The organism is Rhodoplanes tepidamans (genome assembly GCF_030813915.1).
GTDB classification, from domain to species: Bacteria; Pseudomonadota; Alphaproteobacteria; order Rhizobiales; family Xanthobacteraceae; genus Rhodoplanes; species Rhodoplanes tepidamans.
Window position 1 is genome coordinate 25,132 of sequence record NZ_JAUSUJ010000019.1, and the last position, 25,978, is coordinate 51,109.

Annotated in this window: 19 protein-coding genes; 7 read left to right on the forward strand and 12 right to left on the reverse strand. The window is 72.2% G+C overall.

Translation table 11 applies throughout. The features are described from left to right. The first annotated feature begins 178 nt into the window (after positions 1-178). The 3 genes from J2S22_RS21040 to J2S22_RS21050 are packed head-to-tail and all read left to right on the forward strand — an operon-like array spanning position 179 to position 3,987. Positions 179-1,567, forward strand: coding sequence for a class-II fumarase/aspartase family protein (locus J2S22_RS21040; RefSeq protein ID WP_272777265.1), 1,389 nt, complete (start codon positions 179-181; stop codon positions 1,565-1,567). Between the two features lie 15 nt (positions 1,568-1,582). After that, the gene (locus J2S22_RS21045; RefSeq protein ID WP_272777266.1) at positions 1,583-2,563 is read left to right on the forward strand and encodes a tripartite tricarboxylate transporter substrate-binding protein; all 981 of its coding nucleotides are present in this window, start codon (positions 1,583-1,585) and stop codon (positions 2,561-2,563) included. Continuing rightward, complete coding sequence (locus J2S22_RS21050; RefSeq protein WP_272777267.1) at positions 2,560-3,987, forward strand: class II fumarate hydratase; 1,428 nt, start codon at positions 2,560-2,562, stop codon at positions 3,985-3,987. The genes J2S22_RS21045 and J2S22_RS21050 overlap by 4 nt, the downstream gene beginning before the upstream one ends. 363 nt (positions 3,988-4,350) lie before the next feature. Here the strand turns inward: J2S22_RS21050 and J2S22_RS21055 are convergent, their stop codons facing one another. From J2S22_RS21055 to gltX, 3 genes are all read right to left on the reverse strand, one after another. Further along, complete coding sequence (locus tag J2S22_RS21055; RefSeq protein WP_272777268.1) at positions 4,351-6,654, reverse strand: methyl-accepting chemotaxis protein; 2,304 nt, start codon at positions 6,652-6,654, stop codon at positions 4,351-4,353. A 386-nt stretch (positions 6,655-7,040) separates the two neighbouring features. Next, positions 7,041-8,348, reverse strand: coding sequence for a citrate synthase (gene gltA / locus J2S22_RS21060; protein ID WP_272777269.1), 1,308 nt, complete (start codon positions 8,346-8,348; stop codon positions 7,041-7,043). Between the two features lie 319 nt (positions 8,349-8,667). Beyond that, positions 8,668-10,113 carry a glutamate--tRNA ligase gene (gltX, locus tag J2S22_RS21065; RefSeq protein ID WP_272777346.1) on the reverse strand — a complete coding sequence of 482 codons (1,446 nt, stop codon included), beginning with the start codon at positions 10,111-10,113 and terminating at the stop codon, positions 8,668-8,670. Between the two features lie 292 nt (positions 10,114-10,405). Here gltX and J2S22_RS21070 point away from each other — a divergent pair, with 292 nt between their 5' ends. Both J2S22_RS21070 and J2S22_RS21075 read left to right on the forward strand, forming a co-directional pair. Then, positions 10,406-12,088, forward strand: coding sequence for a glutamine--tRNA ligase/YqeY domain fusion protein (locus J2S22_RS21070; protein WP_272777270.1), 1,683 nt, complete (start codon positions 10,406-10,408; stop codon positions 12,086-12,088). Between the two features lie 293 nt (positions 12,089-12,381). Next, entirely contained in the window at positions 12,382-14,694 is a 2,313-nt protein-coding gene (locus tag J2S22_RS21075; protein ID WP_272777271.1) for a ComEC/Rec2 family competence protein, read from the forward strand. 90 nt (positions 14,695-14,784) lie between these two features. Here J2S22_RS21075 and lexA read toward each other — a convergent pair whose 3' ends face one another. From lexA to J2S22_RS21120, 9 genes are all read right to left on the reverse strand, one after another. Continuing rightward, entirely contained in the window at positions 14,785-15,495 is a 711-nt protein-coding gene (lexA, locus tag J2S22_RS21080) for a transcriptional repressor LexA (RefSeq protein ID WP_272777272.1), read from the reverse strand. Between the two features lie 249 nt (positions 15,496-15,744). Further along, the gene (locus J2S22_RS21085; protein ID WP_272777273.1) at positions 15,745-16,959 is read right to left on the reverse strand and encodes a molybdopterin molybdotransferase MoeA; all 1,215 of its coding nucleotides are present in this window, start codon (positions 16,957-16,959) and stop codon (positions 15,745-15,747) included. Beyond that, the gene (gene moaC / locus J2S22_RS21090; RefSeq protein ID WP_272777274.1) at positions 16,959-17,453 is read right to left on the reverse strand and encodes a cyclic pyranopterin monophosphate synthase MoaC; all 495 of its coding nucleotides are present in this window, start codon (positions 17,451-17,453) and stop codon (positions 16,959-16,961) included. The genes J2S22_RS21085 and moaC overlap by 1 nt, the downstream gene beginning before the upstream one ends. A 22-nt stretch (positions 17,454-17,475) precedes the next feature. After that, positions 17,476-18,291 carry an indole-3-glycerol phosphate synthase TrpC gene (gene trpC, locus J2S22_RS21095; RefSeq protein ID WP_272777275.1) on the reverse strand — a complete coding sequence of 272 codons (816 nt, stop codon included), beginning with the start codon at positions 18,289-18,291 and terminating at the stop codon, positions 17,476-17,478. A 173-nt stretch (positions 18,292-18,464) separates the two neighbouring features. Next, a complete protein-coding gene (gene trpD / locus J2S22_RS21100; RefSeq protein ID WP_272777276.1) occupies positions 18,465-19,478 on the reverse strand; it encodes an anthranilate phosphoribosyltransferase in 1,014 nt (337 codons plus the stop codon). A gap of 7 nt (positions 19,479-19,485) precedes the next feature. Next, entirely contained in the window at positions 19,486-20,106 is a 621-nt protein-coding gene (locus J2S22_RS21105) for an anthranilate synthase component II (RefSeq protein ID WP_272777277.1), read from the reverse strand. A gap of 77 nt (positions 20,107-20,183) precedes the next feature. After that, positions 20,184-20,426, reverse strand: a complete 243-nt coding sequence (locus J2S22_RS21110) for an AbrB/MazE/SpoVT family DNA-binding domain-containing protein (RefSeq protein WP_272777278.1) — start codon at positions 20,424-20,426, stop codon at positions 20,184-20,186. Between the two features lie 196 nt (positions 20,427-20,622). After that, positions 20,623-22,140: an anthranilate synthase component I gene (trpE, locus tag J2S22_RS21115; RefSeq protein ID WP_272777279.1), complete on the reverse strand. Its 1,518-nt coding sequence runs from the start codon at positions 22,138-22,140 to the stop codon at positions 20,623-20,625. A 25-nt stretch (positions 22,141-22,165) separates the two neighbouring features. Then, positions 22,166-24,061, reverse strand: coding sequence for a peptidylprolyl isomerase (locus J2S22_RS21120; RefSeq protein WP_307155868.1), 1,896 nt, complete (start codon positions 24,059-24,061; stop codon positions 22,166-22,168). A gap of 374 nt (positions 24,062-24,435) precedes the next feature. Here J2S22_RS21120 and tpiA point away from each other — a divergent pair, with 374 nt between their 5' ends. Both tpiA and secG read left to right on the forward strand, forming a co-directional pair. Further along, positions 24,436-25,191 carry a triose-phosphate isomerase gene (gene tpiA, locus J2S22_RS21125; RefSeq protein WP_272777281.1) on the forward strand — a complete coding sequence of 252 codons (756 nt, stop codon included), beginning with the start codon at positions 24,436-24,438 and terminating at the stop codon, positions 25,189-25,191. A gap of 347 nt (positions 25,192-25,538) precedes the next feature. Next, on the forward strand, positions 25,539-25,958 hold the full coding sequence (gene secG / locus J2S22_RS21130; RefSeq protein ID WP_272777282.1) for a preprotein translocase subunit SecG: 420 nt from the start codon (positions 25,539-25,541) through the stop codon (positions 25,956-25,958). Positions 25,959-25,978 lie beyond the last annotated feature (20 nt).

The following is a 25,978-nucleotide window of genomic DNA, read 5'->3' on the forward strand; positions in this document are numbered from 1 at the left end:
TGACGTCGTGGCGTTGTACGTACATAGATATGTACGGACAAAGAGAATGTACGAACTATGTCGCTCGGCAGGCCGGGGCGGCAGAACGACCCCGGCATTGCCCGGTTTCGCGTTTCTCCGACCCGCCCTCGAGCCCGGCGCCGGCCGGGCCGATCCATTGTTCCGACGAGCCAGCCCCATGCCGATGCGTCCCGCCGCGACGACCGTCCTCGACTCGATCCTGTTCCGGGACGCGTTCGGGACACCCGCCATGCGGGGCGTCTTCTCCGATCTCGCCCGCGTGTCCCGCTATGTCGAGGTCGAGGTCGCCCTGGCCCGGGCGGAGGCGCGGTGCGGCCTGATTCCGCCGGAGGCCGCCGCCGAGATCGCCCGGCGCGCCGACGCCGAGAGCCTCGATTTCGAGCTCCTCGGCCGGGAGACGGATCTGGTCGGCTACCCGATCCTGCCGCTCGTCCATCAGCTCGCCACGCAATGCGGCGAGGCCGGCCGCTATCTCCACTGGGGCGCCACCACCCAGGACATCATGGACACGGCCGTGGTCCTGCAGGTGCGCGAGGCGCTGGCGCTGGTCGCGCAGGACGTCGCGGCGCTGCGCGAGATCCTCGCCGGCCTGGCGGCGCGCTACCGCGGCACGCCGATGGCGGGCCGCACCCATCTGCAGCACGCGCTGCCGGTCACCTTCGGCTACAAGGCGGCGATCTGGCTCGCGATGTTCGACCGGCACGCCGAGCGGCTCGCCCAGCTCGCGCCGCGGGTTCTGGTCGGGTCCTTCGGCGGCGCCGCCGGCACGCTTGCGTCGCTCGGCGCGGACGGGCTGAAGGTCCAGGCGGCGCTGTGCGCCGAGCTCGGTCTCGGCGTTCCCGTCTCGACGTGGCATGTCGCCCGCGACGGCTTCGCCGAGACCGTGAACCTCCTCGCGCTGATCACCGGCTCGCTCGGCAAGATCGCGCTGGACGTGATGATCATGGCGTCGGCGGAGTTCGGCGAGGTCTACGAGCCCTTCACCCAGGGGCGCGGCGCCTCGTCCACGATGCCGCAGAAGCGCAACCCGATCTCCTCCGAGCTGATGCTGGCCGCCGCCAAGAGCGTGCGCCAGCACGCCGGGCTGATGCTCGACGCGATGGTCCAGGACTTCGAGCGCGCCACCGGCCCGTGGCACGCCGAATGGATCGCCATTCCCGAGGCCTTCCTGCTCACCGCCGGCGCGCTGCATCAGGCGAGGTTCGCGCTCGGCGGCCTCGTCGTCGACGAGGACCGGATGGCGCTGAATCTCGGGCTGACCGACGGGCTGATCGTCGCCGAGGCCGTGATGATGCGGCTCGCCCCGGCGCTCGGGCGGCAGAAGGCGCACGACGTCGTCTACGCGGCCTGCCGCGCCGCGGCCGAAGGGCACGGCCAGCTGTCCGACGTTCTCGCCCGTGATCCGGAGGTCGCCGCGATCCTCGACCGGGCGGCGATCGAGCGGCTGACCGATCCGGCGAACTATCTCGGTCTCGCGGAGCAGATGGTCGATCAGGTCCTCGCGAGCCGAACCCGGGGTTCGGAGAACCAGAACACGTCCCGCTGACGCCAGGAGGAAGCCATGAACGTCATTCGAGCTCTTGCGGTCGCTCTCGTCGCGGTGCCGGCGATGGCCGCGGCCGCGTCCGCGCAGTCCTTTCCGAACCGTCCGATCACGATGGTCATGCCGTACTCGGCCGGCGGGCCGGGCGACACGATCACGCGCCTGGTCGCGCAGGGCATGACGCAGACGCTCAAGCAGCAGATCGTGGTCGACAACACGTCGGGGGCGGGCGGCTCGATCGGCAGCGCCAAGGTCGCGCAGTCCGCGCCGGACGGGCACACGCTGCTGATGATCCATGTGAGCCACGCCACCAACCCGGCGCTCTATCCGAAGCTGCCCTACGACCCGATCAAGGACTTCGAGCCGATCGGCCTGGTCGTCGACCTGCCGGCGGCCTTCGTGGCGCGGAAGGATCTGCCGCCCCGGACCTTCAGCGAGTTCCTGGGCTACGTGAAGGCCAACGGGGCGAAGGTCAACTTCGCCCATGCCGGAATCGGCTCGTCGGCCCATCTGTGCGGGCTCCTGTTCGCGAGCGCGACCGGCGTCGAGATCACCAGCGTGCCGTACCGGGGCGCCGGGCCGGCCCTCAACGACATGATGGGCGGCCGGGTCGACGCGATGTGCGACCAGATCGTCAACGTCGTCCGCCATGTCGAGGCCGGGGCCATCAAGGGCTACGCCGTCACCGGCAGCGAGACGGCGGCGGCCCTGCCGAACCTGCCGACCGTCGCGACGGCGGGGCTGCCGGGCTTCACCTATCAGGTCTGGTACGGCCTGTTCGCCCCGAAGGGCACGCCGAAGCCGGTGATCGACACGCTGGTTGCCGCCCTCAACGTGGCGCTGAAGGACCCGACCATCAAGGCGCGCCTGGCCGAGCTCGGCGCCGACACGGTGTCGCCCGAGCGCGCCCGGCCCGAGGCCCTCGCGGCGCATCTCAAGGCCGAGATCGACAAATGGGGCCCGGTCATCAAGGCGGCCGGAGTCGTCGGAGCACAATGACGTCGCCGCACGCAACGCCCGGACACCGGCTCGAACGCGACGCCTTCGGCGCCGTCGAGATTCCCGCGGATCGGTACTGGGGCGGGCAGACCCAGCGGGCGCTCGAGGTCTTCGCCATCGGCGACGAGCGCCTGCCGGCCTCTCTGATCCACGCGACCGGCCTGCAGAAGCTCGCCGCCGTCCGCGCCAATCGTCGGCTCGGCCAGATCGCGCCCGACATCGCGGACGCGATCGCGCAGGCCGCGGCCGAGATGCGGGAGGGGCGGTTCGACGCGCACTTTCCGCTGCCGGTCTGGCAGACCGGCTCGGGCACCCAGACCAACATGAACGCCAACGAGGTGATCGCCAACCGCGCCAACGAGCTGCTCGGCCACGGCCTGGGGACGCGCGCTCCGGTCCATCCGAACGATCACGTCAACCGGTCGCAGTCCTCGAACGACAGCTTCCCGACCGTCATGCAGATGGTCACCGCGCTCGAGCTGCGCGACCGCCTGATGCCGGCGCTGGAGACGCTGCAGGGCGCGCTCGCCGCCAAGGCCGTCGCCTTCGCCGAGGTCGTGAAGATCGGCCGGACCCATCTGATGGACGCCGTGCCGATGACGGTGGGCCAGGCCTTCGACGCCTTCGCGCGCCAGATCGAGGCGGGCCGGGCGCGGTTCACCGGCACTATGCCGCGCCTGCTGGCGCTGCCGCAGGGCGGCACGGCGATCGGCACCGGGCTCAACACGCCACCGGGATTCGACGCGGCGTTCTGCGACGAGGCGGCCCGGCTCGCCGGCCTGCCGTTCCGGCCGGCGGAGAGCAAGTTCGAGGGCATGGGGGCCCACGATGTGCTGGTCGAGGTCTCGGGGCATCTCAACGTGCTCGCCGTCTCCCTGCTGAAGATCGCCAATGATCTGCGCTGGCTCGGCTCCGGTCCGCGCTGCGGCCTCGGCGAGCTGATCATCCCGGACGACGGCCTGTCCTCGTCGATCATGCCGGGCAAGCGCAACCCGACCATCGCCGAAGCCGTGGTGCAGACCGCCTTCCAGGTGATCGGCTGCCACGCCGCCGTGACGGCGGCCGGTGCGTCGGGGACCTTCGAGCTCAACGTCGCCAAGCCCGTCCTGATCTACAATCTCTTGAAGGCCATCCGGCTGACGTCCGACGCCGCGCGGCTCCTCGCGACGCGCTTCGTCGCCGGCATCGAGGTCGACCGCGCCCGCCTGGCCGCCAATGTCGACAGCGCGCTGCTGCTCGCGACCGCTCTGAATCCCGTGCTGGGCTACGACCGGGTCGCCGAGATCACCCGCGTCGCCATGCGGGACGGCGTGACGCCGCGGCAGGCCGCGGTGTCGCTCGGCGTCATCGGCGAGGCCGAGTACGACGCGCTGGTGGACGCGGCCGCGATGGCGACGCCGGGGAAAGCGCCCGGGACCTCGTGACGAGTTTTTGGGGTCGACCGTCGCCTGGCGGATCGGCCGGGCGTCGGATAACGCCGGCTGGGTTTGTTTCGCCGGGTTTGATCCGCACTCGGCTCATTCCCGCGCAAGCGGGAATCCAGGGCGCACGTCGCGGCGCCCCTGGGTCCCCGCTTTCGCGGGGACGAGCAGAGATCAAGACCGATTCACTCCCACTGAAAACCCTCTGGCAGGATGTCGAAATTCGGATTTCGGTCGTTCCGGGGCCGGTTGGAGCCCGGAACCCATGATCCCGGTCTTGCCGCAACAATTCCGACCAGGGTCATCGATTCCAGACAGCCGCTTCGCGGCTTCCGGAATGACCAGGAGGGTTTTTCAAACGTCCTGCTAGGCCGCCGCGGCCTCCGGGATGCCGCTCATCTGGGCGACCTCGGCGGGCGTCAGCGGCGTGCCGTCGAGGCCGAGGCCGGTGAACTCGGTGTTGACCCAGATCACCCGGGCGCGCAGCCGCCGGCCGTCCACCTCGACCTCGCAGACTCCGTTCGGCGCGAGCCCCGGCACGTTGCGGATGCGCAGCCCGCTGGAGCCGAGATCGATCATCCGGGTCGGGGTCGACCGCCCGTCGACCGTCACTGTGACGGGGCGGTCGCATTTCGAGCGGACCTCGGCCCGACGGTCGTCGAGCTCCTTGGCCAGCGCGGCGAGCAGCGTCTCGACCGCGCCGCGCAGGGTGCGGGTCGAGCCGACGAGATCGGACGCGGTGCTGTTGACCATCGCGGCCTCGGCGTTGGTGCGCGAGATCGCGTCGGCGACGCCGGTGACGTTGCGGTCCACCTCGGTGAAGTCGACGTTCTTCGAGATCTGGCCGGTCGCCGCGTCCTGCTGCTCGACCGCCGCGGCGATTGACGTCGTGAGGCCGGCGATCTCGTTCATCCGCACCGCCATGTCGGCGATCGCCCCGACCGCCTGCTGCGACGAGTTCTGGATCTCGGCGATCTGGCGGGAGATGTCGTCGGTCGCCTTCGACGTCTGGGCGGCCAGCGCCTTGACCTCCTGGGCGACGACCGCGAAGCCTTTGCCGGCCTCGCCGGCGCGCGCCGCCTCGATGGTGGCGTTGAGGGCCAGCAGGTTGGTCTGTCCGGCGATCGTGGTGATCAGCGCGACGACGTCGCCGATGCGGGCCGCCGCCTCGGCCAGCCCGGACACCTCGGTGTTCGCCCGGGCCGCCACGGCGGCCGCGTCGTTGACGATCTCGCTCGCCCGTGCGGTCTGGCCGGCGACCTCGCGGATCGAGCCGCCGAGCTCGCCGGTCGCCCCGGCGATCACCTGCACGGCGCCGGAGGCGTGGCGCGAGGCCGTGACCGCGTCGTCGGCCTTGCGCGCCGCGACGGCGGCGATCTCGCCGAGCGCGGCGCCGGTCGAGGTCATGCGCGCGGCGCCGGCGTCGACCACGGCGAGCGTCCGGCCCACCTGGTCGCGGAAATTGTCGATGATCGCCACGAGCTGGTGATGATGCGCGCGCTTCTGCTCCTCGCCCGCCATCGTCTCCCCCTCGAGCCGGAGCCGCTGCAGCGCGGTGTCGCGGAACACCGCGACGGCCCGGAACATCGCGCCGATCTCGTCGCTCCGCTGGACCCCGTCGAGGGCGACCGAAGTGTCGCCCTGGGCGAGCCGCAGCATGTCCTCGGTGAGCTCGTGGACGTCGCGATGCAGCGAACGGCCGAGCACGACCAGGAGGCTGATCGCCAGGAGCGCGATGGCGCCGCCGAGCGTCGCCGACCAGAGGAGGCGCGAGCGCGCCTCGGCCGCGGCCGCGGCCGCAATGTCGCGCAGACCGGCCGCGACGGTCTCCTCCAGCCTCTTCAGCGCGTCGATGCGGGCCGTCGATGCGGCCCACCAGGCCTTGGGATCCCCCTCGGTCCGGCCCGCGGCGAGGCCGTCCCGGGCGGCGGCCCGGAACGGCTCGATCGCGGTCGCGACCGGCGAGCGGTCGAACTGCGCCAGCGCCTCCACGGCGGCCGGGGCGCCGACCGCACGCGCCAGGCCGAACCAGTCGCCCTGGCGCCCGCCGAGCCGGGCGAACAGCGTGTAGTCGTCGGGGGTGAATCGTCCGGCCGAGAAGCCGCGGGCCCCGGTCGCCCGTTCCAGCCCGGCGAGCTCCTTGGCGGCGACCACGGCCTTGTAGGAGAGGGCGGCGCGGGCGATCCGCGCCTCGTCGGAGAGCGACGTCAGGCGGTCGAGCACCGCGATCAGGCGATCGACCATCGCGGTGTAGCTGCGCGCCACCTCGACGCCGCCGACCGCGAAGCGGTCGATGGTCTGCCGCAGTGCTGCGACGCGGTCGAGAGAGGCCGCCGCGTCGCCGAGCGGCGCCGCGAGGGTGCCGTCGGCCGCCACCGTCGCGACCGCCGCCCGGAACGCCGTGACGGCCGTGTCGGTCTCGGCCCGCTGGCGCGGCACGATGTCGGCGAACACGGCGCCCTTCGACGCCGCGAAGGTCGACGAGGCGCCGCGCTCCTTCTGCAGCTCGTGCACCAGGCCGCCGATCACCGGAGCGATCGTGACGAGCTCGGTCACGCGCCGCGCCTCGTCGAGCCGCGTCCAGGCGCTGCGCACCTCGACGGCCGCGAAGGCGGTCAGGCCGGCGACCGGCAGGAGCGAAAGGATGGCGACCTTCGTCGAGAGCTTCATGGCGCGACGTCGCGGCGACCGGCCGCCTCCACGGTTGGCAGGACGTTCGAATGACACGCTGGCGATGGCGAATGCACGCGGACGGACGGCGCTGTCGTCCGGATGAGCCGGCACGATGGCCCGCCGCCGGGCGACCGGTTCGTCAAAAGCTATGCGAACGAGCTTAATGGAATATGAGCGGAAGTATTCCGCGATGTCGGTATAAGTTCGATCCGCGGCCCGCCGGGAGCGTCGGAAAACTAATAAACCTATGAGCGTTTTGTATTATAGTAAGAGCGTACGACCCTTCATCGTACCTCCGTCGGCGTCGGACGGCGCGCGCAGGGCACCGACGCGAACGGGGCGCCGAAGCGCCCCGTCGTGGTCGGCCGCCGGTCGCTGAGCGCTCAGTGCCGCTTGGAGATGTCGCAATACTCGCGCCGCGTCGCGCCGGTGTAGAGCTGGCGGGGACGGCCGATCTTCTGGCTCGGGTCCTCGATCATCTCCTTCCACTGGGCGATCCAGCCGACCGTGCGGGCGAGCGCGAACAGCACCGTGAACATCGAGGTCGGGAAGCCCATCGCCTTGAGCGTGATGCCCGAATAGAAGTCGATGTTCGGGTAGAGCTTCTTCTCGATGAAGTACTCGTCGTGCAGGGCGACGCGCTCGAGCTCCATGGCGACCTCGAGCAGGTCGTCGTTGACGCCCGTCTCGGCCAGCACCTTGTGGCAGGTCGTCTGCATGATCTTGGCGCGCGGGTCGTAGTTCTTGTAGACCCGGTGGCCGAAGCCCATCAGGCGGAAGGAGTCGTTCGGGTCCTTCGCCCGCCGGACGAACTCCGGGATGCGCTCCGGCTTGCCGATCTCGGCCAGCATCTTAAGCGCCGCCTCGTTGGCGCCGCCGTGCGCCGGGCCCCACAGGCAGGCGATGCCGGCCGCGATGCAGGCGAACGGGTTGGCGCCCGACGAGCCGGCGAGCCGCACCGTCGAGGTGGAGGCGTTCTGCTCGTGGTCGGCGTGCAGGATGAAGATGCGGTCCATGGCGCGGGCCAGGACCGGGTTCACCTTGTACTCCTCGCACGGCACCGAGAAGCACATGCGCAGGAAGTTGGCCGCGTAGTCGAGCTCGTTCTTCGGGAACACGAAGGGCTGGCCGATCGTGTACTTGTAGGCCATCGCCGCGATCGTCGGCATCTTGGCGATCATGCGGATCGAGGCGACCATCCGCTGGTGCGGATCGGAGATGTCGATGGAGTCGTGATAGAACGCCGAGAGCGCGCCGACGCAGCCGACCATGACGGCCATCGGATGGGCGTCGCGGCGGAAGCCCTGATAGAACCGGGCCATCTGCTCGTGCACCATGGTGTGGCGCGTGACCCGCAGGTCGAAGTCCTTCTTCTCCGCCGCGGTCGGCAGCTCGCCGTAGAGCAGGAGATAGCAGGTCTCGAGGAAGTCGCCGTGCTCGGCCAGCTGCTCGATCGGGTAGCCGCGGTAGAGCAGGACGCCTTCGTCACCGTCGATATAGGTGATCTTGGACTCGCAGCTCGCGGTCGACGTGAAGCCGGGATCGTAGGTGAAGATGCCGGCCTTGCCGTAAAGCTTGCTGATGTCGACGACATCAGGGCCGATGGTCCCTTGGTGGATCGGGAACGAATAGTTCTCGTCGCCGATCGTGAGGGTCCCGGTCTTCGTGTTGGCGCCCGATTTAGCGTCCATAGGCTCCTCGGATGTCAGGGGTCGTGCGAGCACAAGGGGCTCGCGCTGGCCGGCGGTTGACGGGGTACTTCTGGCGCTCGACCGCGACTTGCGTACCGCATCTCGTGCAGTGCGGCAAGGTGACGCCGGACGGCCCGCGAGCAGGGCGCCAAACGCCGTACATACAAGGCGATATGGGATGGGCGGCGGGCTCCGGAAAGGCCCGCGCATCGACGGAGGATGGTTCAGTTCTTTGGCCGCGATCAAAGAACCGGGGGTCGGGATCCGGCGGTATCGTCGCAGCCGTCCGCCGGCCCGGTCCGGCGGCCCCGTCCGGCGGTCAGGCGCCGGGCGCCTCCGCGGTCGCGCCGGCCTGGTCGGTGAGCCGCCCCAGGCACTCCTCGCGGCCGAGCGCCGCCAGCACGTCGAAGATGCCGGGCGAGGTGGTCCGCCCGGTCAGCGCCGCCCGCAGCGGCTGCGCCACGGCGCCGAGCTTGAGGCCCTGGGCCTCGGCGAAGGCCCGCACCGCGGCCTCGGTCGCCTCGGCGGTCCACGGCGTGACCGGCGCCAGCGCCGCGGCCAGCCGCCCGAGCACGCCGCGCGCCTCGGCGGTCAGCAGCGCCTTCGCCTTGTCGTCCAGCGCGATCGGCCGGTCCGCGTAGACGAACCGCGCCTGCTCGATCAGGTCCACCAGGGTCTTGGCGCGCTCCTTCAGGCCCGGCAGGGCGAGCAGCAGCTTGTCGCGCATCGCCGGCGTCAGCTTCGCAGCGATCTCGGGGCCCTGGGCGATGTGGGGCAGCAGCGCCTCGATCTCGGCCAGCAGGGCCGGCGCGTCGAGCTGGCGGATGTAGTGGGCGTTGAGGCTCTCCAGCTTGGCGAAGTCGAAGCGCGCCGGCGAGCGGCCGATCTGGGGCAGATCGAACGCCGCGATCATCTCCTCGGTCGAGAAGATCTCCTGGTCGCCGTGGCTCCAGCCGAGCCGGACCAGATAGTTGCGCATCGCCGCCGGCAGGTAGCCCATCGCCCGGTAGGCGTCGACGCCGAGCGCGCCGTGGCGCTTCGACATCTTGGAGCCGTCCGGCCCGTGGATCAGCGGGATGTGGGCGAACACCGGCGCGTTCCAGCCGAGCGCGTCGTAGATCTGCTTCTGGCGCGCCGCGTTGGTGAGGTGGTCGTCGCCCCGGATCACGTGGGTGACGCCCATGTCGTGGTCGTCTACCACCACGGCCAGCATGTAGGTCGGGGTGCCGTCGGAGCGCAGCAGCACGAGGTCGTCGAGGTTCTCGTTCTGCCACACGACCCGGCCCTGCACCTGGTCGTCGATCGCCGTCTCGCCCGCGAGCGGCGCCTTGAGACGGACCACCGGCTTGACCCCGGCCGGCGCCTCGGCCGGGTCGCGGTCGCGCCAGGTGCCGTCGTAGAGGCGGGTGCGCCCCTCGGCCCGCGCCTTCTCGCGCATCGCGTCGAGCTCGGCCTGGGACGACCAGCAGCGATAGGCGCCGCCGGAGGCGATCAGGCTCTCGACGACCTCACGGTGCCGCGCCGCGCGGGCGAACTGGTAGACGGTGTCGCCGTCCCAATCGAGGCCGATCCATTTCAGCCCGTCCAGAATGGCGTCGATCGCCGCCTGGGTGGAGCGCTCGCGGTCGGTGTCCTCGATGCGCAGCAGCATCCGGCCGCCGCGGGCGCGGGCGTAGAGCCAGTTGAACAGCGCCGTGCGGGCCCCGCCGATATGCAGGAAGCCGGTCGGGGAGGGGGCGAATCGGGTGACGACGGTGTCGGGCACGCTGGTCTCGGACGCGATGGGCTCGGACACGATGGGCTCGGTCTCGGCACGCAGGTTGGCCGCGCACGGCGGGAAAAAGGCGGACCCTCCTAGCACAGTCGCGGGGCCGTGCAATCGGCGCCTCGGCCCACCCCGGCGTGGGCCGCCGCCGCGGCCGCCGGCGCGCCCGGCGCGGCGATCTCGTCCGGACGGGCGATCGCCCTTGGCGCACCTGCACGAATTTGGCACAAGACCCGGAACGTGCCGCGCGCGGGAGGCCGCCCAGCGGTACCTGACCACGGGACACGCGAGCATGACCGCAGTCGAACCGGTCGCAGCCGAGGCGGGCCGCGACTTCATCCGCGACATCATCCAGGCCGACCTCGACTCCGGGCGCCGCACCCAGGTGATCACCCGCTTTCCGCCGGAGCCGAACGGCTACCTGCACATCGGCCACGCCAAGTCGATCTGCCTCAACTTCGGGGTCGCCGCCGAGTTCGGCGGCCGCTGCCACCTGCGCTTCGACGACACCAACCCGGTGAAGGAGGAGCAGGAGTACATCGACTCGATCGAGCGCGACGTGCGCTGGCTCGGCTTCGACTGGGGCGAGCACCTCTATTACGCCTCGGACTATTTCGAGCAGCTCTACGCCTGGGCCGAGCACCTGATCACGGCCGGCAAGGCCTATGTCGACGACCAGACCCAGGAGGAGATCCGCGCCACCCGCGGCACCCTCACCGAGCCCGGCACCGAGAGCCCGTTCCGTGGCCGCTCCGTCGAGGAGAACCTCGACCTGTTCCGCCGCATGCGGGCCGGCGAGTTCCCCAACGGGGCGCGCGTGCTGCGGGCCAGGATCGACATGGCGTCGGGCAACATCAACCTGCGCGACCCGGTGCTCTACCGCATCCTGCATGCGCACCATCCGCGCACCGGCGACGCGTGGTGCATCTATCCGAGCTACGACTTCGCCCACGGCCAGTCGGACGCGATCGAGCACATCACGCATTCGATCTGCACGCTGGAGTTCGAGGACCACCGGCCGCTGTACGACTGGTTCATCGAGAACCTGCCGGTGCCGTCGCGGCCGCGCCAGTACGAGTTCGCGCGCCTCAACATCACCTATCTGGTGCTGTCGAAGCGCGTCCTCACCACACTGGTGCGTGACAAGTACGTGTCCGGCTGGGACGACCCGCGCATGCCGACCATCGCGGGCCTGCGCCGCCGCGGCGTGCCGGCGCAGGCGCTGCGCGAGTTCGCCAGGCGCATCGGCGTCGCCAAGGCCAACAGCGTCGTCGACATGCAGATGCTCGATTTTTCGGTGCGCGAGGTGCTGAACCGCACGGCCGAGCGCCGCATGGCGGTGCTCAAGCCCCTCAAGGTGGTGATCGAGAACTATCCGGAGGGCCAGAGCGAGACGCTGGAGGCCGTCAATCATCCGGACGACCCGGGCAAGGGGACGCGAAAGCTCACCTTCTCGCGCGAAATCTATGTCGAGCGCGACGACTTCCAGGAGACGCCCGTGAAGGGCTTCTTCCGCCTGTCGCCGGGCCGCGAGGTGCGGCTGCGCTGGGCCTATTTCATCACCTGCAGGGAGGTGGTGAAGGACCCGTCGGGCGAGGTGGTGGAGCTGCGCTGCACCTACGATCCCGAGACCCGCGGCGGCAACGCGCCGGACGGCCGCAAGGTGAAGGCGACCATCCACTGGGTCTCGGCCGTGGATTCGATCCCGGCCGAGGTGCGGGTCTACAACCAGCTGTTCCGGAACCCGGCGCCGGCCCCCGCCACCTTCGCCGAGGACCTCAACCCGCAGTCGCTCGAGGTGCTCACCGGCGCGCGGCTGGAGCCGTCGCTCGCCGAGGTGCCGGTCGAGACCGCCGTGCAGTTCGAGCGCCAGGGCTATTTCTGCCCCGACCGCGACTCGCAGCCCGGCGCCCTGGTGTTCAACCGCACCATCGGCCTGCGCGACACCTGGGCCAAGGTGCAGAGCGGGGCGTGAGGGGGCGGGCGCTCGCGCCCGTCGCTGCGGGGCTCGTCCGCACAGGGGCTGACCCGAGATCGGGGGCTCAGCCTCTCGATCGTCGTCGTCCGCGCAGGCGGACGACCCAGTATCCACCGAGCTCCATTGCTCCAGTCGAGGGGCTGCGGCGTACTGGGTGCTCCGCCTTCGCGGAGCACGACCAGCCAGAGGCTTCGCGCCCCGGAATGACTCCAGCGTTTCCGTTGTGTTCATCCTGAGTTTCCCGGAAAACTAGAATACGCTGCCGGCTCCAGCCAACAGCGGAGCACCGCATGGCGGAGCCGGGCAGGGCGCGCGGACGCGTCGGCACGCTTCCGGCCGGCCCCCGGCCGGGCGTCGCGGCGGCGGGGGGCCGTGCGCTTCCGGTGCCGCTGCCGGGGCGGCTCGGCGATCTCGTCCACGCGGCGGGCGCCCGCATCGCCGGATGGGCGGCCGAGGAGGTCGCGCCCGGGCGGCTGTTTCCCTGGCTGCCGGTCGGCGTCGCCGCCGGCGTGATCCTCTACTTCGCCGCCGAGACCGAGCCGGCCCCGTGGGCCGCCGCCGCGGCTGTCGCGGGCGCGCTGGGGCTCGTGATCGCGACCCGCCGGCGCGGCGCCGTGTTCGCCGCCATCGGGCTCGCCGCGGTGGCGGCGGGCTTCTGCACCGCGACGCTGCGCGGCCGCCTCGTCGACGCCCCGGTGCTGCGCCAGCCGGCCTTCGGGGCGAAGCTCGCCGGCTTCGTCGAGAAGCGCGAGGAGCGCGAGAAGAGCGACCGCATCGTGTTGCGGGTCCTGTCCTACGAGGCGCCGCGCGGCGGGGCGGTCGTGGCCGGGGCGCGGCCCGAGCGCGTGCGGGTCGCGGTGCGCAAGGGCACGGCGCCGCCGGTCGGCGCCCATGTGGCGCTGACCGCGCGGCTGTCGCCGCCGCTCGCGCCGCTGCGGCCGGGCGGCTACGACTTTTCCCGCGACCTGTACTTCCACGGCATCGGCGCCTCGGGCTTCGCGCTCGGCGCCGTGCGGCCGCAGCCGGCGCCGGTCGCGCCGGACCCGGGGCTGCGCGCCGCCGCGGCGATCGACGACTTTCGCGAGGCGATCGACGAACGCATCCGCGCCGCCCTGCCGGGCGATGCCGGCGCCATCGCCTCGGCCCTGATCACCGGCAAGCGCGACGCGATCTCGACCCCGGTGAACGAGGCCATGTACGTGTCGAGCCTCGCCCATGTGCTGTCGATCTCGGGCTACCACATGGCCGTGGTCGCCGGCGTGGTGTTCGTCGTGCTGCGCGCCGGGCTCGCGCTGGTGCCCGGGCTGGCGCTGCGCCGCCCGGTGAAGAAATGGGCGGCCGGCGCGGCGCTGGCCGCGGCCGCCTTCTACCTGGTGCTCTCGGGCGCCGAGGTCGCGACCCAGCGGGCCTTCGTGATGACGGCGATCGTGCTCGCCGGCGTGATGCTCGACCGCCGCGCCCTGACCCAGCGGACGCTCGCCGTGGCGGCCCTCGCCGTGATGCTGCTCACGCCCGAGGCCGTGGTGCATCCGAGCTTCCAGATGAGCTTCGCCGCGACGCTCGCGCTGGTCGCCGTCTACGAGCGCGGCCTGCCGTGGTTCGCGGCGCGGCCGCGCAGCGCGCTCGCCGCCCGCCTCGCCCTGTGGGGCGCCCGCGAGATCGTCGCGCTGGTGATCGCCTCGCTTGTCGCCGGCGTCGCGACGACGATCTTCGCGGCGTATCATTTCCACCGGCTGGCGCCCTACGGCGTCCTGGCCAATCTCGCCGCCATGCCGGTCGTCTCCGGCTTCGTGATGCCGCTCGGGCTGCTCGCCCTCGCGCTGCTGCCGTTCGGCTTCGACGGGCCGCTGTGGCGGCTGATGGGCACCGGCATCGACTGGATGACGGCGGTCGCCCAGTGGGTCGCGGCGCTGCCCGGCGCGGTCGGCCGCGTCCCGGCCTTCGGGGTCGACGCGCTGCTGGTCGCCACCGCCGGCCTGATCGTCCTGGCGCTCCTGCGGACGCCGCTGCGCTGGAGCGGGGCCGGGCTCCTGGTGATCGCCGCGCTGCTCGCCGGCGCGGCCGAGAAGCCCGACGTGCTGATCGCGCCCGGCGGCGAGGCCGTGGCGGTGCGCGGCGCGGACGGCCGGCTCACGGTCCTGCGCACCGGCTCCCTCGCCTTCGCGGCGCGCGACTGGCTCGCCGGCGACGGCGACGCCCGGCCGGCCGACGCGTCCGAGGTGGCGGCCGGCTTCGCCTGCGACCCGGCCGGCTGCGTGGCGCGCCTCGCCGACGGCACGGCCGTCGCGGTGGCGCGCAGCGCCGAGAGCTTCGCCGACGACTGCGCCCGCGCCGCCCTGATCGTCGCGCTGCGCGATCCGCCGGCGGGCTGCCGGGCGACGGTGATCGACCGCGCCATGCTGAAGGAGACGGGCGCCGTGGCGCTGCGGCGGACCGGCGACGGCTTCGCCGTCACCCGCGCCCGCGCGCCGGGCACCGATCGCCCGTGGTCGCCGGCCTCGCCGGCGGCGTCGCGGCCCGCCGCGCCCGCGGCCGGCCCGTCCGGCCGTCCCGCCCCGGCACCCGACGCGACCCCGGCGATCGAGGACATCGATCCCGACTGAGCGGTGCCGGACGTCCTCGTGATCCACGCGCCGCCGTCCCGGGGCGAAGACCCCGTCCGGGCACGAGCCGCTGCGGGCCGGTCAGCGACCTCAGTACCGCCGCATCAGCCCGACCAGCCGGCCCTGGATGCGCACCCGGTTGGGGGGAAGGATGCGCACCTCGTAGGAGGCGTTGGCGGGCTCCAGCGCGATCGACGCGCCGCGGCGGCGGAAGCGCTTGAGCGTCGCCTCCTCCTCGTCCACCAGGGCGACGACGATGTCGCCCGTCTCGGCGTTCTCGGAGCGGCGGATCAGCGCGATGTCGCCGTCGAGAATGCCGGCCTCGATCATCGAGTCGCCGCGCACCTCGAGGGCGAAATGGTCGCCGGCGCTCAAGAGCTCGGGCGGCACGTTGACCACCGAGCTCTTGGTCTGGATCGCCTCGATGGGGGTGCCGGCGGCGATCCGGCCCATCACCGGCACGGCGACCGGCCGGGCCGAATCCTCCTCCTGCGGCGCAGGCGGCCGGACCCGGCCGAGATTGCCCTCGATGACGCTCGGGGTGAAGCCGCGGGCGCGGCCGCCCGCCATCACGCCGTGGCCGACCGACTCGGGCAGCTTGATCACCTCGATGGCGCGCGCCCGGTTGGGCAGGCGGCGGATGAAGCCGCGCTCCTCCAGTGCCGTGATCAGGCGGTGGATGCCGGACTTCGAGCGCAGGTCGAGCGCGTCCTTCATCTCGTCGAAGGAGGGCGGGACGCCGCTCTCCTTCAGACGCTCGTGGATGAACCGCAACAGCTCGAACTGCTTTCGCGTCAACATGCATCGTCCCCCGGAGCTCGTTCGGGCAGTCCATCGCAACCGCCTAAACAAATCATGAACATACCCTATATGTTCGATATGTGTTCCGCAACCTTTTAATGTCGCGGCGGGGAATCGACGCGTGCCGGGCAGGAACGATTAGCCCTAAGAACTGGTGCGGTCGACGAAAAACCGGCGTGCGCGGGTCGGACCGCGGACCGCGCCGCACCGGCGGTATTCTGCGCCGACGGGGCCGGTCCGGGGACCGGCTCAGGCCGGCAGGCGAATCACCCGGCACGGCCCGCCGGCCGGCACGGGCGCTGCGTGGGGCGCGCGCAGCAGCAGCCCGTCGGCGAGGCCGAGCGGGGCGAGCAGCGACGAATCCTGGTCGGTGACCGGCGTCGCGACGAGGCGTCCCTCGGCGTCGGTCGAGAGCATGGCGCGCAGGAAGTCGGCACGCTCGTCGTTCTCCTTCAGGGCGGCACCGGCGATCGCCGGCTCGTCCGGGATCGAGAGATCGCCGCGGCCCTGCAGGCGGCGCAGCAGCGGCACCAGGAAGAGCACCGCCGTGACGAAGGACGACACCGGATTGCCGGGCAGGCCGAGCACGTGGACCTCGCCGAGGCGTCCGCTCATCAGCGGCCGGCCGGGCCGCATGGCGATCTTCCAGAAGGCGAGCCGCATTCCCTCGGACGCCAGCGCCGTCTGCACCAGGTCGTAGTCGCCGACCGAGGCGCCGCCGGTGGTCACCAGGACGTCGACGGCTTCGGCGCGGGCCCGCCGGATCGCCGCGACGGTCTCGTCCAGCCGGTCCGGCACGATGCCGAGATCGATGGTGTCGGCGCCCTCGTGGCGGGCGAGCGCCCCGATGGCGAAGCCGTTCGAGTAGACGATGCGGCCGGGGCCGGGCTCGGTGCCGGGCGGCACCAACTCGTCGCCGGTGGCGAGCAGGCCGACCCGCGGCCGGCGGTGCGCCGGCACGGCCGGATGGTTCATGGCGGCGGCGAGCGCCAGATCCCGCATGGTCAGCCGGCGGCCGCGGCGAAGCAGCACGGCGCCGGTGGCGAAGTCGCGGCCGCGGCGGCGGACGTGCCGGCCCGGCGTGCCGGCGGCCGAGAACGTCACCGTGTCGCCGTCGCGGGTCGCGACCTCCTGGACCACCACGGTGTCGGCGCCGGCCGGCATCACGCCGCCGGTGAAGATGCGGGCCGTCTCGCCGGGCCCGACCGTGCCGTCGAACGGCCGGCCGGCCGGCACCTCGCCGATCACCCGCAGGCGCGCGCCGGGGGCGGCCACGTCGGCGGCCCGCACCGCGTAGCCGTCCATGGCGGAGACGTCGTCGGGCGGCTGGGTGCGGCGCGCCGCGAGGTCCTCGGCGAGCACGCGGCCGTGCGCCTGCGCGAGCGGCACCGTCTCGGCCGGCAGCGGCGCGGCCGGGTCGAGCACGCGGGCGAGCGCGTCGGCGACCGACAGGGGGGCGGCCATCAGGCGTCTCCGCCGGCGCGGAAGTGGCCGGACTTGCCGCCCTGCTTCTCCAGCAGCCGCACGCCCTCGATGCGCATGCCGCGCTCGACCGCCTTCACCATGTCGTAGATGGTGAGACACGCGACCGACACCGCGGTCAGCGCCTCCATCTCGACGCCGGTCTGGCCGCCGACCTGCACGGTCGCGACGACGCGCAGGCCCGGCAGGTCGGGCTCCGGCGTGATCTCCACCTCGGCCTTGGTGATCATGAGCGGATGGCAGAGCGGGATCAGCTCGTGGGTCTTCTTGGCCGCCATGATGCCGGCGACCCGGGCGACGCCGAGCACGTCGCCCTTCTTGGCGTCGCCGCGCAGCACCAGGTCGAGCGTCGCGGCCGACATCACGACGCGGCCCTCGGCCACGGCGACGCGCTTGGTCACGGCCTTGTCGGAGACGTCGACCATGCGGGCCTCGCCGGCCGCGCCGATATGGGTGAGCCGCGGCTCGTCGGTCATGGGGCTGTCCGGGGGCAGGGGGTCATTCGGCGGCCGGGGCGGGGGCGCCGCGGCCGAGCAGGGCGCGGGTCGCCGCTGTCACGTCGGCCTGGCGCATCAGGCTCTCGCCGATCAGGTAGGTGGAGATGCCGACGCGGGCGAGGCGGGCGAGGTCGTCGGGCGTGAAGAGGCCGCTCTCGCCGACCAGCACGCGGTCCTTGGGCACCAGCGGCGCCAGCCGCTCGGAGACCTCCAGCCGCGTCTCGAAGGTCTTGAGGTCGCGGTTGTTGATGCCGACGAGCCGCGAGGACAGCCTCAGGGCGCGTTCCAGCTCGGCCTCGTCGTGCACCTCGATCAGCGCGTCCATGCCGTGCTCGGCCGCCGTCTCCTCGAGGTCGCGGGCGGTGCGGTCGTCGACGGCCGCCATGATGATCAGGATGCAGTCGGCGCCGAGCGCCCGCGCCTCGATCACCTGGTAGGGATCGTAGAGGAAGTCCTTGCGGATCACCGGCAGCGCCGTGGCGCCCCGCGCCGCGACGAGGTGGTCGCCGCGGCCCTGGAAGCTCGGTCCGTCGGTGAGCACCGACAGGCAGGTGGCGCCCCCGGCCTCGTAGGCGCGGGCGAGCGCCGGCGGATCGAAGTCGGCCCGGATCAGGCCGCGCGACGGGCTCGCCTTCTTGATCTCGGCGATCAGCGCCGGCTGCTGGCGGGCGAGGCGGCGCTCGATGGCGCGCAGGAAGCCGCGCGGCGGCGCGGCGGCCTTCGCCACCTCGGCGACCGCGGTCCACGGATGCGCCTTCTTGGCGGCGGCGATCTCGGTGCGCTTGTAGGCTTCGATCTTCTGCAGGATGTCGGCCATCGGGCTCACCCGTCCCCTTCAGTCATTCCGGGGCGCGGGCAAAGCCCGCGAACCCGGAATCCAGACACGATCACGAAGGCTCGTTTCCGGGCTGGAGTCCGGGTTCGGCGCTGCCGCGCCGCCCCGGAATGACCAGTGCCGCGCCCGGAACGACGGATGCGTCACCATCGGGCTCACGCGTTGGAGACGGCGATCAGCCGGCCGAGGCTGCCCTCGGCGGCGCCGGTGTCGATCGACTGCGCCGCGAGCGCGACGCCGCTGGCGAGATCGGCGGCCTTGCCGGCGACCACCAGTGCGGCGGCGGCGTTGAAGACCGCGACGTCGCGATAGGGGCCCTTGCGGCCCTCCAGCACGCCCTTCAGGGCCACCGCGTTGGCGGCCGCGTCGCCGCCGCGCAGCGCCTCCGGCGCCGCCCGCGGCAGGCCGACCGCCTCGGGCGTGATCTCGAAGGTCGTCACCGTGCCGTTCTCCAGCGACGCCACCGCGGTCGGGCCCGCGATGGTGATCTCGTCGAGGCCGTCGGAGCCGTGCACCACCAGGGCGCGCTCCGAGCCGAGATTCTTCAGCACATGGGCGAGCGGCTCGACCCACTGGCGCGAGAACACGCCGACCATCTGGCGCTTCACCCCGGCCGGGTTCGACAGCGGCCCGAGCAGGTTGAAGATCGTGCGGGTGCCGAGCTCCACCCGGGTCGGGCCGACATGCTTCATCGCGGGATGGTGCACGGGCGCGAACATGAAGCCGATGCCGGCCTCGCGGATGCAGCGGCCGATCTGCTCGGGGCCGAGCTCGATGCGCACGCCGAGCGCGGCGAGCACGTCGGCGGCGCCGGACTTCGACGACAGCGCGCGGTTGCCGTGCTTGGCGACCGGCACGCCGGCGCCGGCCACGATGAAGGCCGCGCAGGTCGAGATGTTGAACGAGCCCGAGGCGTCGCCGCCGGTGCCGACCACGTCGACGGCGGTCGGCGGCGCGTCGACCCGCAGCATCTTGGCGCGCATCGCCGAGACCGCGCCGGTGATCTCCTCGACGGTCTCGCCGCGCACCCGCAGCGCCATCAGGAGCGCCCCCATCTGGGACGGGGTCGCCTCGCCCGACATCATCCGGGTGAAGGCGGCGGCGGCCTGCTCGCGGGTCAGCGGCGCCCCGGTGGCGACCTGCGCGATCAGCGTCTTCAACTCGACCATGGAAGCCTCACTGCGGCCGGGACGCGGCGCGTCCCTCGGCCCGGCCCGTCGCCTCGTTCCAGGCGCGGGCGAGATCGAGAAAATTCTTCAGGATGAGATGGCCGTGCTCGGACTTGATGCTCTCGGGATGAAACTGCACCCCGTGCACGGGACGGGTCTTGTGCTGCATCGCCATGATCAGCCGGTCGGTCTCGGCCGTCACGGCGAGATCGTCGGGCAGGGTGGCGCGGTCGACCACCAGCGAGTGGTAGCGGGTCGCCCGGAACGGGCCGTTGATGCCGCGGAACAGGCCCTGGCCCTCGTGGCTCATCTCGGAGAGCTTGCCGTGCACCGGCACGGGCGCCCGGACGACGGTGCCGCCGAAGGCCTGGCCCATCGCCTGGTGGCCGAGGCAGACGCCGAGCATCGGCACGGTCGCCGACGCCCTGTCGATCAGCTCCAGGCAGATGCCGGCCTCGTTGGGGGTGCAAGGGCCCGGCGACAGCACGATCGCCTCCGGCTCGGCGGCCAGCACCGCGTCGGCCGTCACCTTGTCGTTGCGGTGGACGACCACGTCCGCGCCCAGCCCGCCGAGATAGTGGACGAGGTTGAACGTGAAGCTGTCGTAGTTGTCGATCAGCACGATCATGACGCCCACCGGCCCCCCGAAGGGCGTCTTAGACCGCGCTGCCGAAGGGGGTCAAGGCGCGCCGGGGTGCCGGGCGGCTAGAACAGCCGGCCCTGTGCGTCGTCGTCCCCGGCGTCCGCGGTGCCGTCGCCCGGCACGCCGCCGTGGAACCGGCGCATCTGGGCCAGGATGTCCTCGACGGTCGGCGCGCTGGCGATCTCGAAGGTGCCCGGCCCGGCGACCCGGATCTCGACCGAGTCGCCTTCCGCCAGCCCGAGCGCCTCCACCACCTCCTTGGGAAGGCGGACCGCCAGGCTGTCACCCCACTTTGCGACCTGCACGACGAGCTCCGGAGTTGCGCGGACGAAATCGGCGGGTGTCCTACCGGCCCGGCTCCGCCCCGGCAACGGTCTCGTCGCGATGGCAGCCATGAGCCCGGACGGCGAGCTGGGCTAATTCAACGGGTTAGGTCGGAGTTGTCGAAACCGATTTCGCCTTTTGGATGATCCGGAGCCCGGCTGCCGGGGACCCGCCGCGCTACTGCCCCCGCTTCGCCGCGCTGGCGAACCGGCGGGCCTCCTCGGCGGCGCGGAACAGGGCCTTGGCCTTGTTGACGCATTCCTGCTGCTCGGCGGCCGGGTTGGAATCCGCTACGATGCCGGCGCCGGCCTGGACGTACATGGTGCCGTCCTTCACCAGCGCGGTGCGCAGCACGATGCACGAATCCATCTCGCCGTCGGCCGAGAAGTAGCCGACGCAGCCGGCATACAGGCCGCGCTTCTCCGTCTCCAGCTCGTCGATGATCTGCATGGCCCGCACCTTCGGCGCGCCCGACACCGTGCCGGCCGGAAAGCCCGCCGCCAGGGCATCGAGGGCGTCGTTCGAGGAGGCGAGCCTCCCCTCGACGTTGGAGACGATGTGCATCACCTGGCTGTAGCGCTCGATGAAGAACTGGTCCGTCACCGTCACGGTGCCGATCGCCGCCACCCGGCCGACGTCGTTGCGTCCGAGGTCGAGCAGCATCAGGTGCTCGGCGCATTCCTTCGGGTCGGCGAGCAGCTCCTCCTCCAGCGCCTTGTCCTCGTGCGGGGTGGCGCCGCGCGGCCGCGTCCCGGCGATCGGGCGGATCGTCACGGTGTCGTTGCGCACCCGCACCAGGATCTCCGGGCTCGAGCCGACCACGGCGTAGCCGCCGAAGTCGAGGAAGAACAGGAACGGCGCCGGATTGACCCGCCGCAGCGCGCGATAGAGGGCGAAGGGCGGCAGCGCGAACGGCGTCGAGAAGCGCTGCGCCAGCACCACCTGGAAGATGTCGCCGGCGGCGATGTACTCCTTGGCCCGCCGCACCATCTCGGCATACGCGTCCGGCGTGGTGTTGGACACCGGGGGCTGATCGAGCGCCTCGGCGAGGTCGGCCGCCGGCTCCTTGAGCAGCGGCCGGTCGAGGGCGTCGACCACGGCGGTGAGCCGCTCGACCGCACGGGCATGGGCGACCCGGGCCGGCACGGCGGGATCCGGCCGCACCGGCGTCACCACCGTGATGGTGTCCTTCACCGCGTCGAACACGATGACGATGGTGGGCCGAACCAGCACGGCGTCCGGGATGCCGATCGGGTCCGGATTGGCGGCCCCGAGCTCCTCCATCTGCCGCACCATGTCGTAGCCCAGATACCCGAACACGCCGGCCGCCATCGGCGGCAGCGTGTCGGGCAGCACGATCCGGCTGTCGGCGATCAGGCGGCGCAGCGCCGAAAGCGGCGGCTCGGGGCAGGGCGCCACCGTGTCGGCCTGGCCGCGCACCGGCCGGACGATCTCGGCCTTGCCGTCGCGGACCCGGAAGACCAGGTCGGGCTCGAGCCCGATGATCGAGTAGCGGCCCCGCACGGCGCCGCCCTCGACCGACTCGAGCAGGAAGCTCGACGGCTTCCCGTCCGCCACCTTGAGGAAGGCCGAGACCGGGGTCTCGAGGTCGGCCACCAGGGTGGTGGAGACGACCTGGGCGATGCCGCGCCCATAGGCGTCGACGAAGGCTTCCGCCTGCGGTTCGATCTGCATGACACGCTACGCTCGCGCCGAAGCGCTACTGCTCGGCGGAGCCCCGTCCGACCGCCTGGGCCAGCGCCGTCTGGTTGATCCTGACCTTCAGCTCGTTCTGGAGCCGGGCGACGTATTGCGCCATCACGTCGTCCGCATAGGCGTTGCGGAGCTGGTCGAGCAGCCGCTTGGCCTCGGCGCCGGCCGGGTCGAAGGGCGGCGGGCGGACGTCCGTCACCTTGAACACGATGCGGTCCGTCGGGGTCGCCCCGGACGCCGTCCCGACGCCGTCCTTCGGCGTCTTGAACACCTGCTCGATCACGTCGGCCGGCAGGGTGCCGCGGGTGCGCCGCTTGAGCGCCGGCGCGGTCTCGACCTTGAGGCCGTCCTGGCTGGCGATCTCGGCGAACCAGCCGCCGGCCTTCAGCTTGCCGGCGATCTCCTCGGCCTTGGCGGCGAGCCGCTTGGCGATCTCGTCGCTGCGCCAGCGCTCCTCGACCCGGTCCTTGACCTCGTCGAAGGTCCGCTCGCGCGACGGCGTGACGCCGGCGACCTCGTACCAGAGATAGCCGCCGCCCGGGACCGACAGCGCCTCGTTCTCCAGGCCGACCTGGGTGGAGAAGGCCGGGCCGAGCACGTCGATGTCCTTGGGCAGCGCCACGGTCGCGCCGTCGGGGGCGCGGCCGGAGCGGTCGACCGCCTCGATGATGCGCACCGGCAGCTTCAGCTTGGCGCCGATCTCGTCGAGGCGGCTGCCGGCGGCGAGCTCGTCCTCGACCTTGTCGCGCAGCTCGGCGAGCGACGCCTTGGCGCGGTCGAGCGCGATCTCCTTCTTGATCTGCGCCTCGACGTCGGCGAACGGCGTGGTGCGGCCGGGCTCGACCTTGGTGACCCGCAGGATCGCCGTGGTGAAGCGGCCCGTCACCGGGGCGCTGACGCCGCCCTCGGGCAGGCCGAAGGCCGCCTCGGCGATGGCGGGGTCGAGCATCTCGGCCTTGGCCACCAGGCCGAGGTCGAGGTCGGCCGGGGCGACGTTGCGCTCGGCCGCCAGCGCCTCGAAGGTGGTGCCGCCGGCGAGCTTCTCCTGCGCCGCCTTGGCCTCCTCCGGAGTGGGGAAGGAGATCTGCTGGACCTGGCGCTTCTCGGGGGTCTCCCACCGGGTCTTGCGCGCCTCGTAGGCCTTGCGGGCATCCTCGTCGCTCACCTCGACGGTGGCGGCGAGCTGCTCGGGCGACACCTCGAGCAGCATGACCTTGCGGTATTCCGGGGCGCGGAACAGGAACTTGCGCTCGTCGTAATAGGACCGGAGCTGGTCCGGCGTCGGCGCCGGCATCTCGCCCGCATGGGCGGCGTCGAGCACCACGTAGTCGATGAAGCGCTCCTCGTTCTCGAACCGGTTCACCACCTCGGCGGTCGCCACCGGCGCCGTCACCTCGCCGCCCACCGTGCCGGCGAGCTGGCGGCGCAGCGTGACCCGGCGCTGCTCGGCGATGAAGCGCTGCTCGGTGTAGCCGGCCTGGCGGATCAGGTAGGCGAAGCGCTGCTGGTCGAACTGGCCGTTGACGCCGCGGAACGCCGGGTCCTGCATGACATGGCGCACCACCTCCTCGTCGGAGACGCCGAGCCCGAGCTGGCGGGCCCGCTCGTCGAGCACGGCCTCGGCGATCAGGGTGGAGAGGATCTGGCGGTCGAGGCCGGCGGCACGCGCCTGGTCGGCCGAGATCGGACGGCCGAGCTGGCGGCCGTACTGCTGCAGCCGGTCGTTGTAGAACTGCCGGAACTGCTCGATCGTGATCTCGCTGCCGCCGATGGTCGCGACCGTCGACACGCCGAAGCCGCGGAAGATGTCGCCGATGCCCCACACCGCGAAGCTGATGACCAGGAACCCGACCACGGCCGCCATGACGACCTTGCCGAGCCAGTTGGATGAGGCCTTACGCAATCCGCGGAGCATGTGTCCTGTTCGCAGTGGTTTGGGGCGCCTTCACGCGACATCCGCACGCGACATCCGCGATTCGGGTCGAGGAAGCGAGCCCCCGTCGATCGGCCGCGCCGCCCGCCGGCTCGTCCGGCGGCGCGCGAGGGGGAATGGGCCGCCGCGGCCGACGTGGTCGGCCGCCCGGCGGCGGCGCGCATCATAGGGGGGGCGCCTCCCCCCCGCAACGTCGCCGAAGGGACTGTCCGACGACGGATTTTGTCGCACCCGCGGTACGATCGTGGCATAACGCCGGGGACCGGAGAGGCCCCGGTCGGGCCGCCCGGCGCGCGGCGCCGGCCGCTCGGAAGCCGGGGCATCCGAGCATCGCGAGGACATCGATGGCGGCTGTGCGGCGCCCGCTGGTGGCGGGCAACTGGAAGATGAACGGGCTGCGGGCCTCCCTCGGCGAGATCGGGCTGATCGCGCAGGGGCAGGGCGGGCTGTGGCGCAACACCGATCTGCTGATCTGCCCGCCGGCCCCGCTGGTGTTCACGGCGGCCGCCGTGGCGATCGGCACCAAGGTCGCCATCGGGGCGCAGGACTGCCACGCCGAGGCCTCGGGCGCCTTCACGGGCGACGTCTCGGCCGAGATGCTGGCCGACGCCGGGGCGACGGCCGTGATCGTCGGCCATTCGGAGCGGCGCACCTATCACAAGGAGAGCGACGCCGAGGTGCGGGCCAAGGCGCAGGCCGCCTGGCGGGCCGGGCTCCTGGCGATCGTCTGCATCGGCGAGACCAAGGACGAGCGCCTGGCCGGCAAGACGCTGGAGGTGCTGGGCGTCCAGCTCGCCGGCTCGCTGCCGGACGGATGCACCGCCGCCAGCCTCGTCGTCGCCTACGAGCCGGTCTGGGCGATCGGCACCGGCCTGACCCCGACCCCGGCCGACGTCGCCGAGGCGCACGGCTTCATCCGCGACCGCCTGGTCGAGCGCTTCGGCGCCGAGGGGGAGGGCGTGCGGGTGCTCTACGGCGGGTCGGTGAAGCCGTCCAACGCCGCCGAGCTGATGGCGGTCGCGAACGTGGACGGCGCCCTGGTCGGCGGCGCCAGCCTCAAGGCGAGCGACTTCCTGGCGATCGCTGCGGCGTACAAGTAGGGTCGTCACGACGGCGTCGCCGGGCCCGGCCCGGCGACCCATCTCGTTGCGAACAAACGGCTTCTGCGCAATTCGATGGATGCGCGGGTCGAGCCCGCGCATGACCGCCCGCGCGTGAGCGGCGCGGCCGCTCTTGTTTCCCGCCTCGGCAGGGCGAACGCACGTGGCCCTGCCCAGATTCTCGCCCTTCCGGGTGGAAAAGCGCGCCGGGATCGTGTAGACGCGGCGCGCCGCCCCCATATGTCGCCGGTCGGCTCGCGCGCCGCACCGTGGCGCGGGGTGCGCCGGGGCGGGTGCCCGGGTTTTCACAGTCGTCGCGCTTACCTGTCGTTTCAGCGGAACGTTCCATGCAGACCGTCGTCATCGTCGTCCACCTGATGATCGTGCTCGCCATGATCGGGCTCGTGCTGCTGCAGCGTTCCGAGGGCGGCGCGCTCGGCATCGGCGGGGGCGGCGGCTTCATGAGCAACCGCGGCTCCGGCAACGCGCTCACCCGGGCGACCGCCATCCTGGCGGCGGCGTTCTTCGTCACCAGCCTGCTCCTCTCGGTGCTGGCCGGCCTGTCGCAGCGCCCGACCACGGTGATCCCGGCCCAGACCGGTCCGTCCGCCCCGAGCCCCGGCGCCCCGACGCCGCTCGGCACCGGCGGCGGCGTGCTCGACCAGCTCCAGCGCAACCAGCCCGCGGCCCCGGCCGCGCCCGGCGCCCCGGCGGCTCCGGCCGCACCCGCCGCGCCGTCGGGTCCCGAGGTCCCGCGCTCGCAGTGAGGACGGGCCGCCCGCGCCGT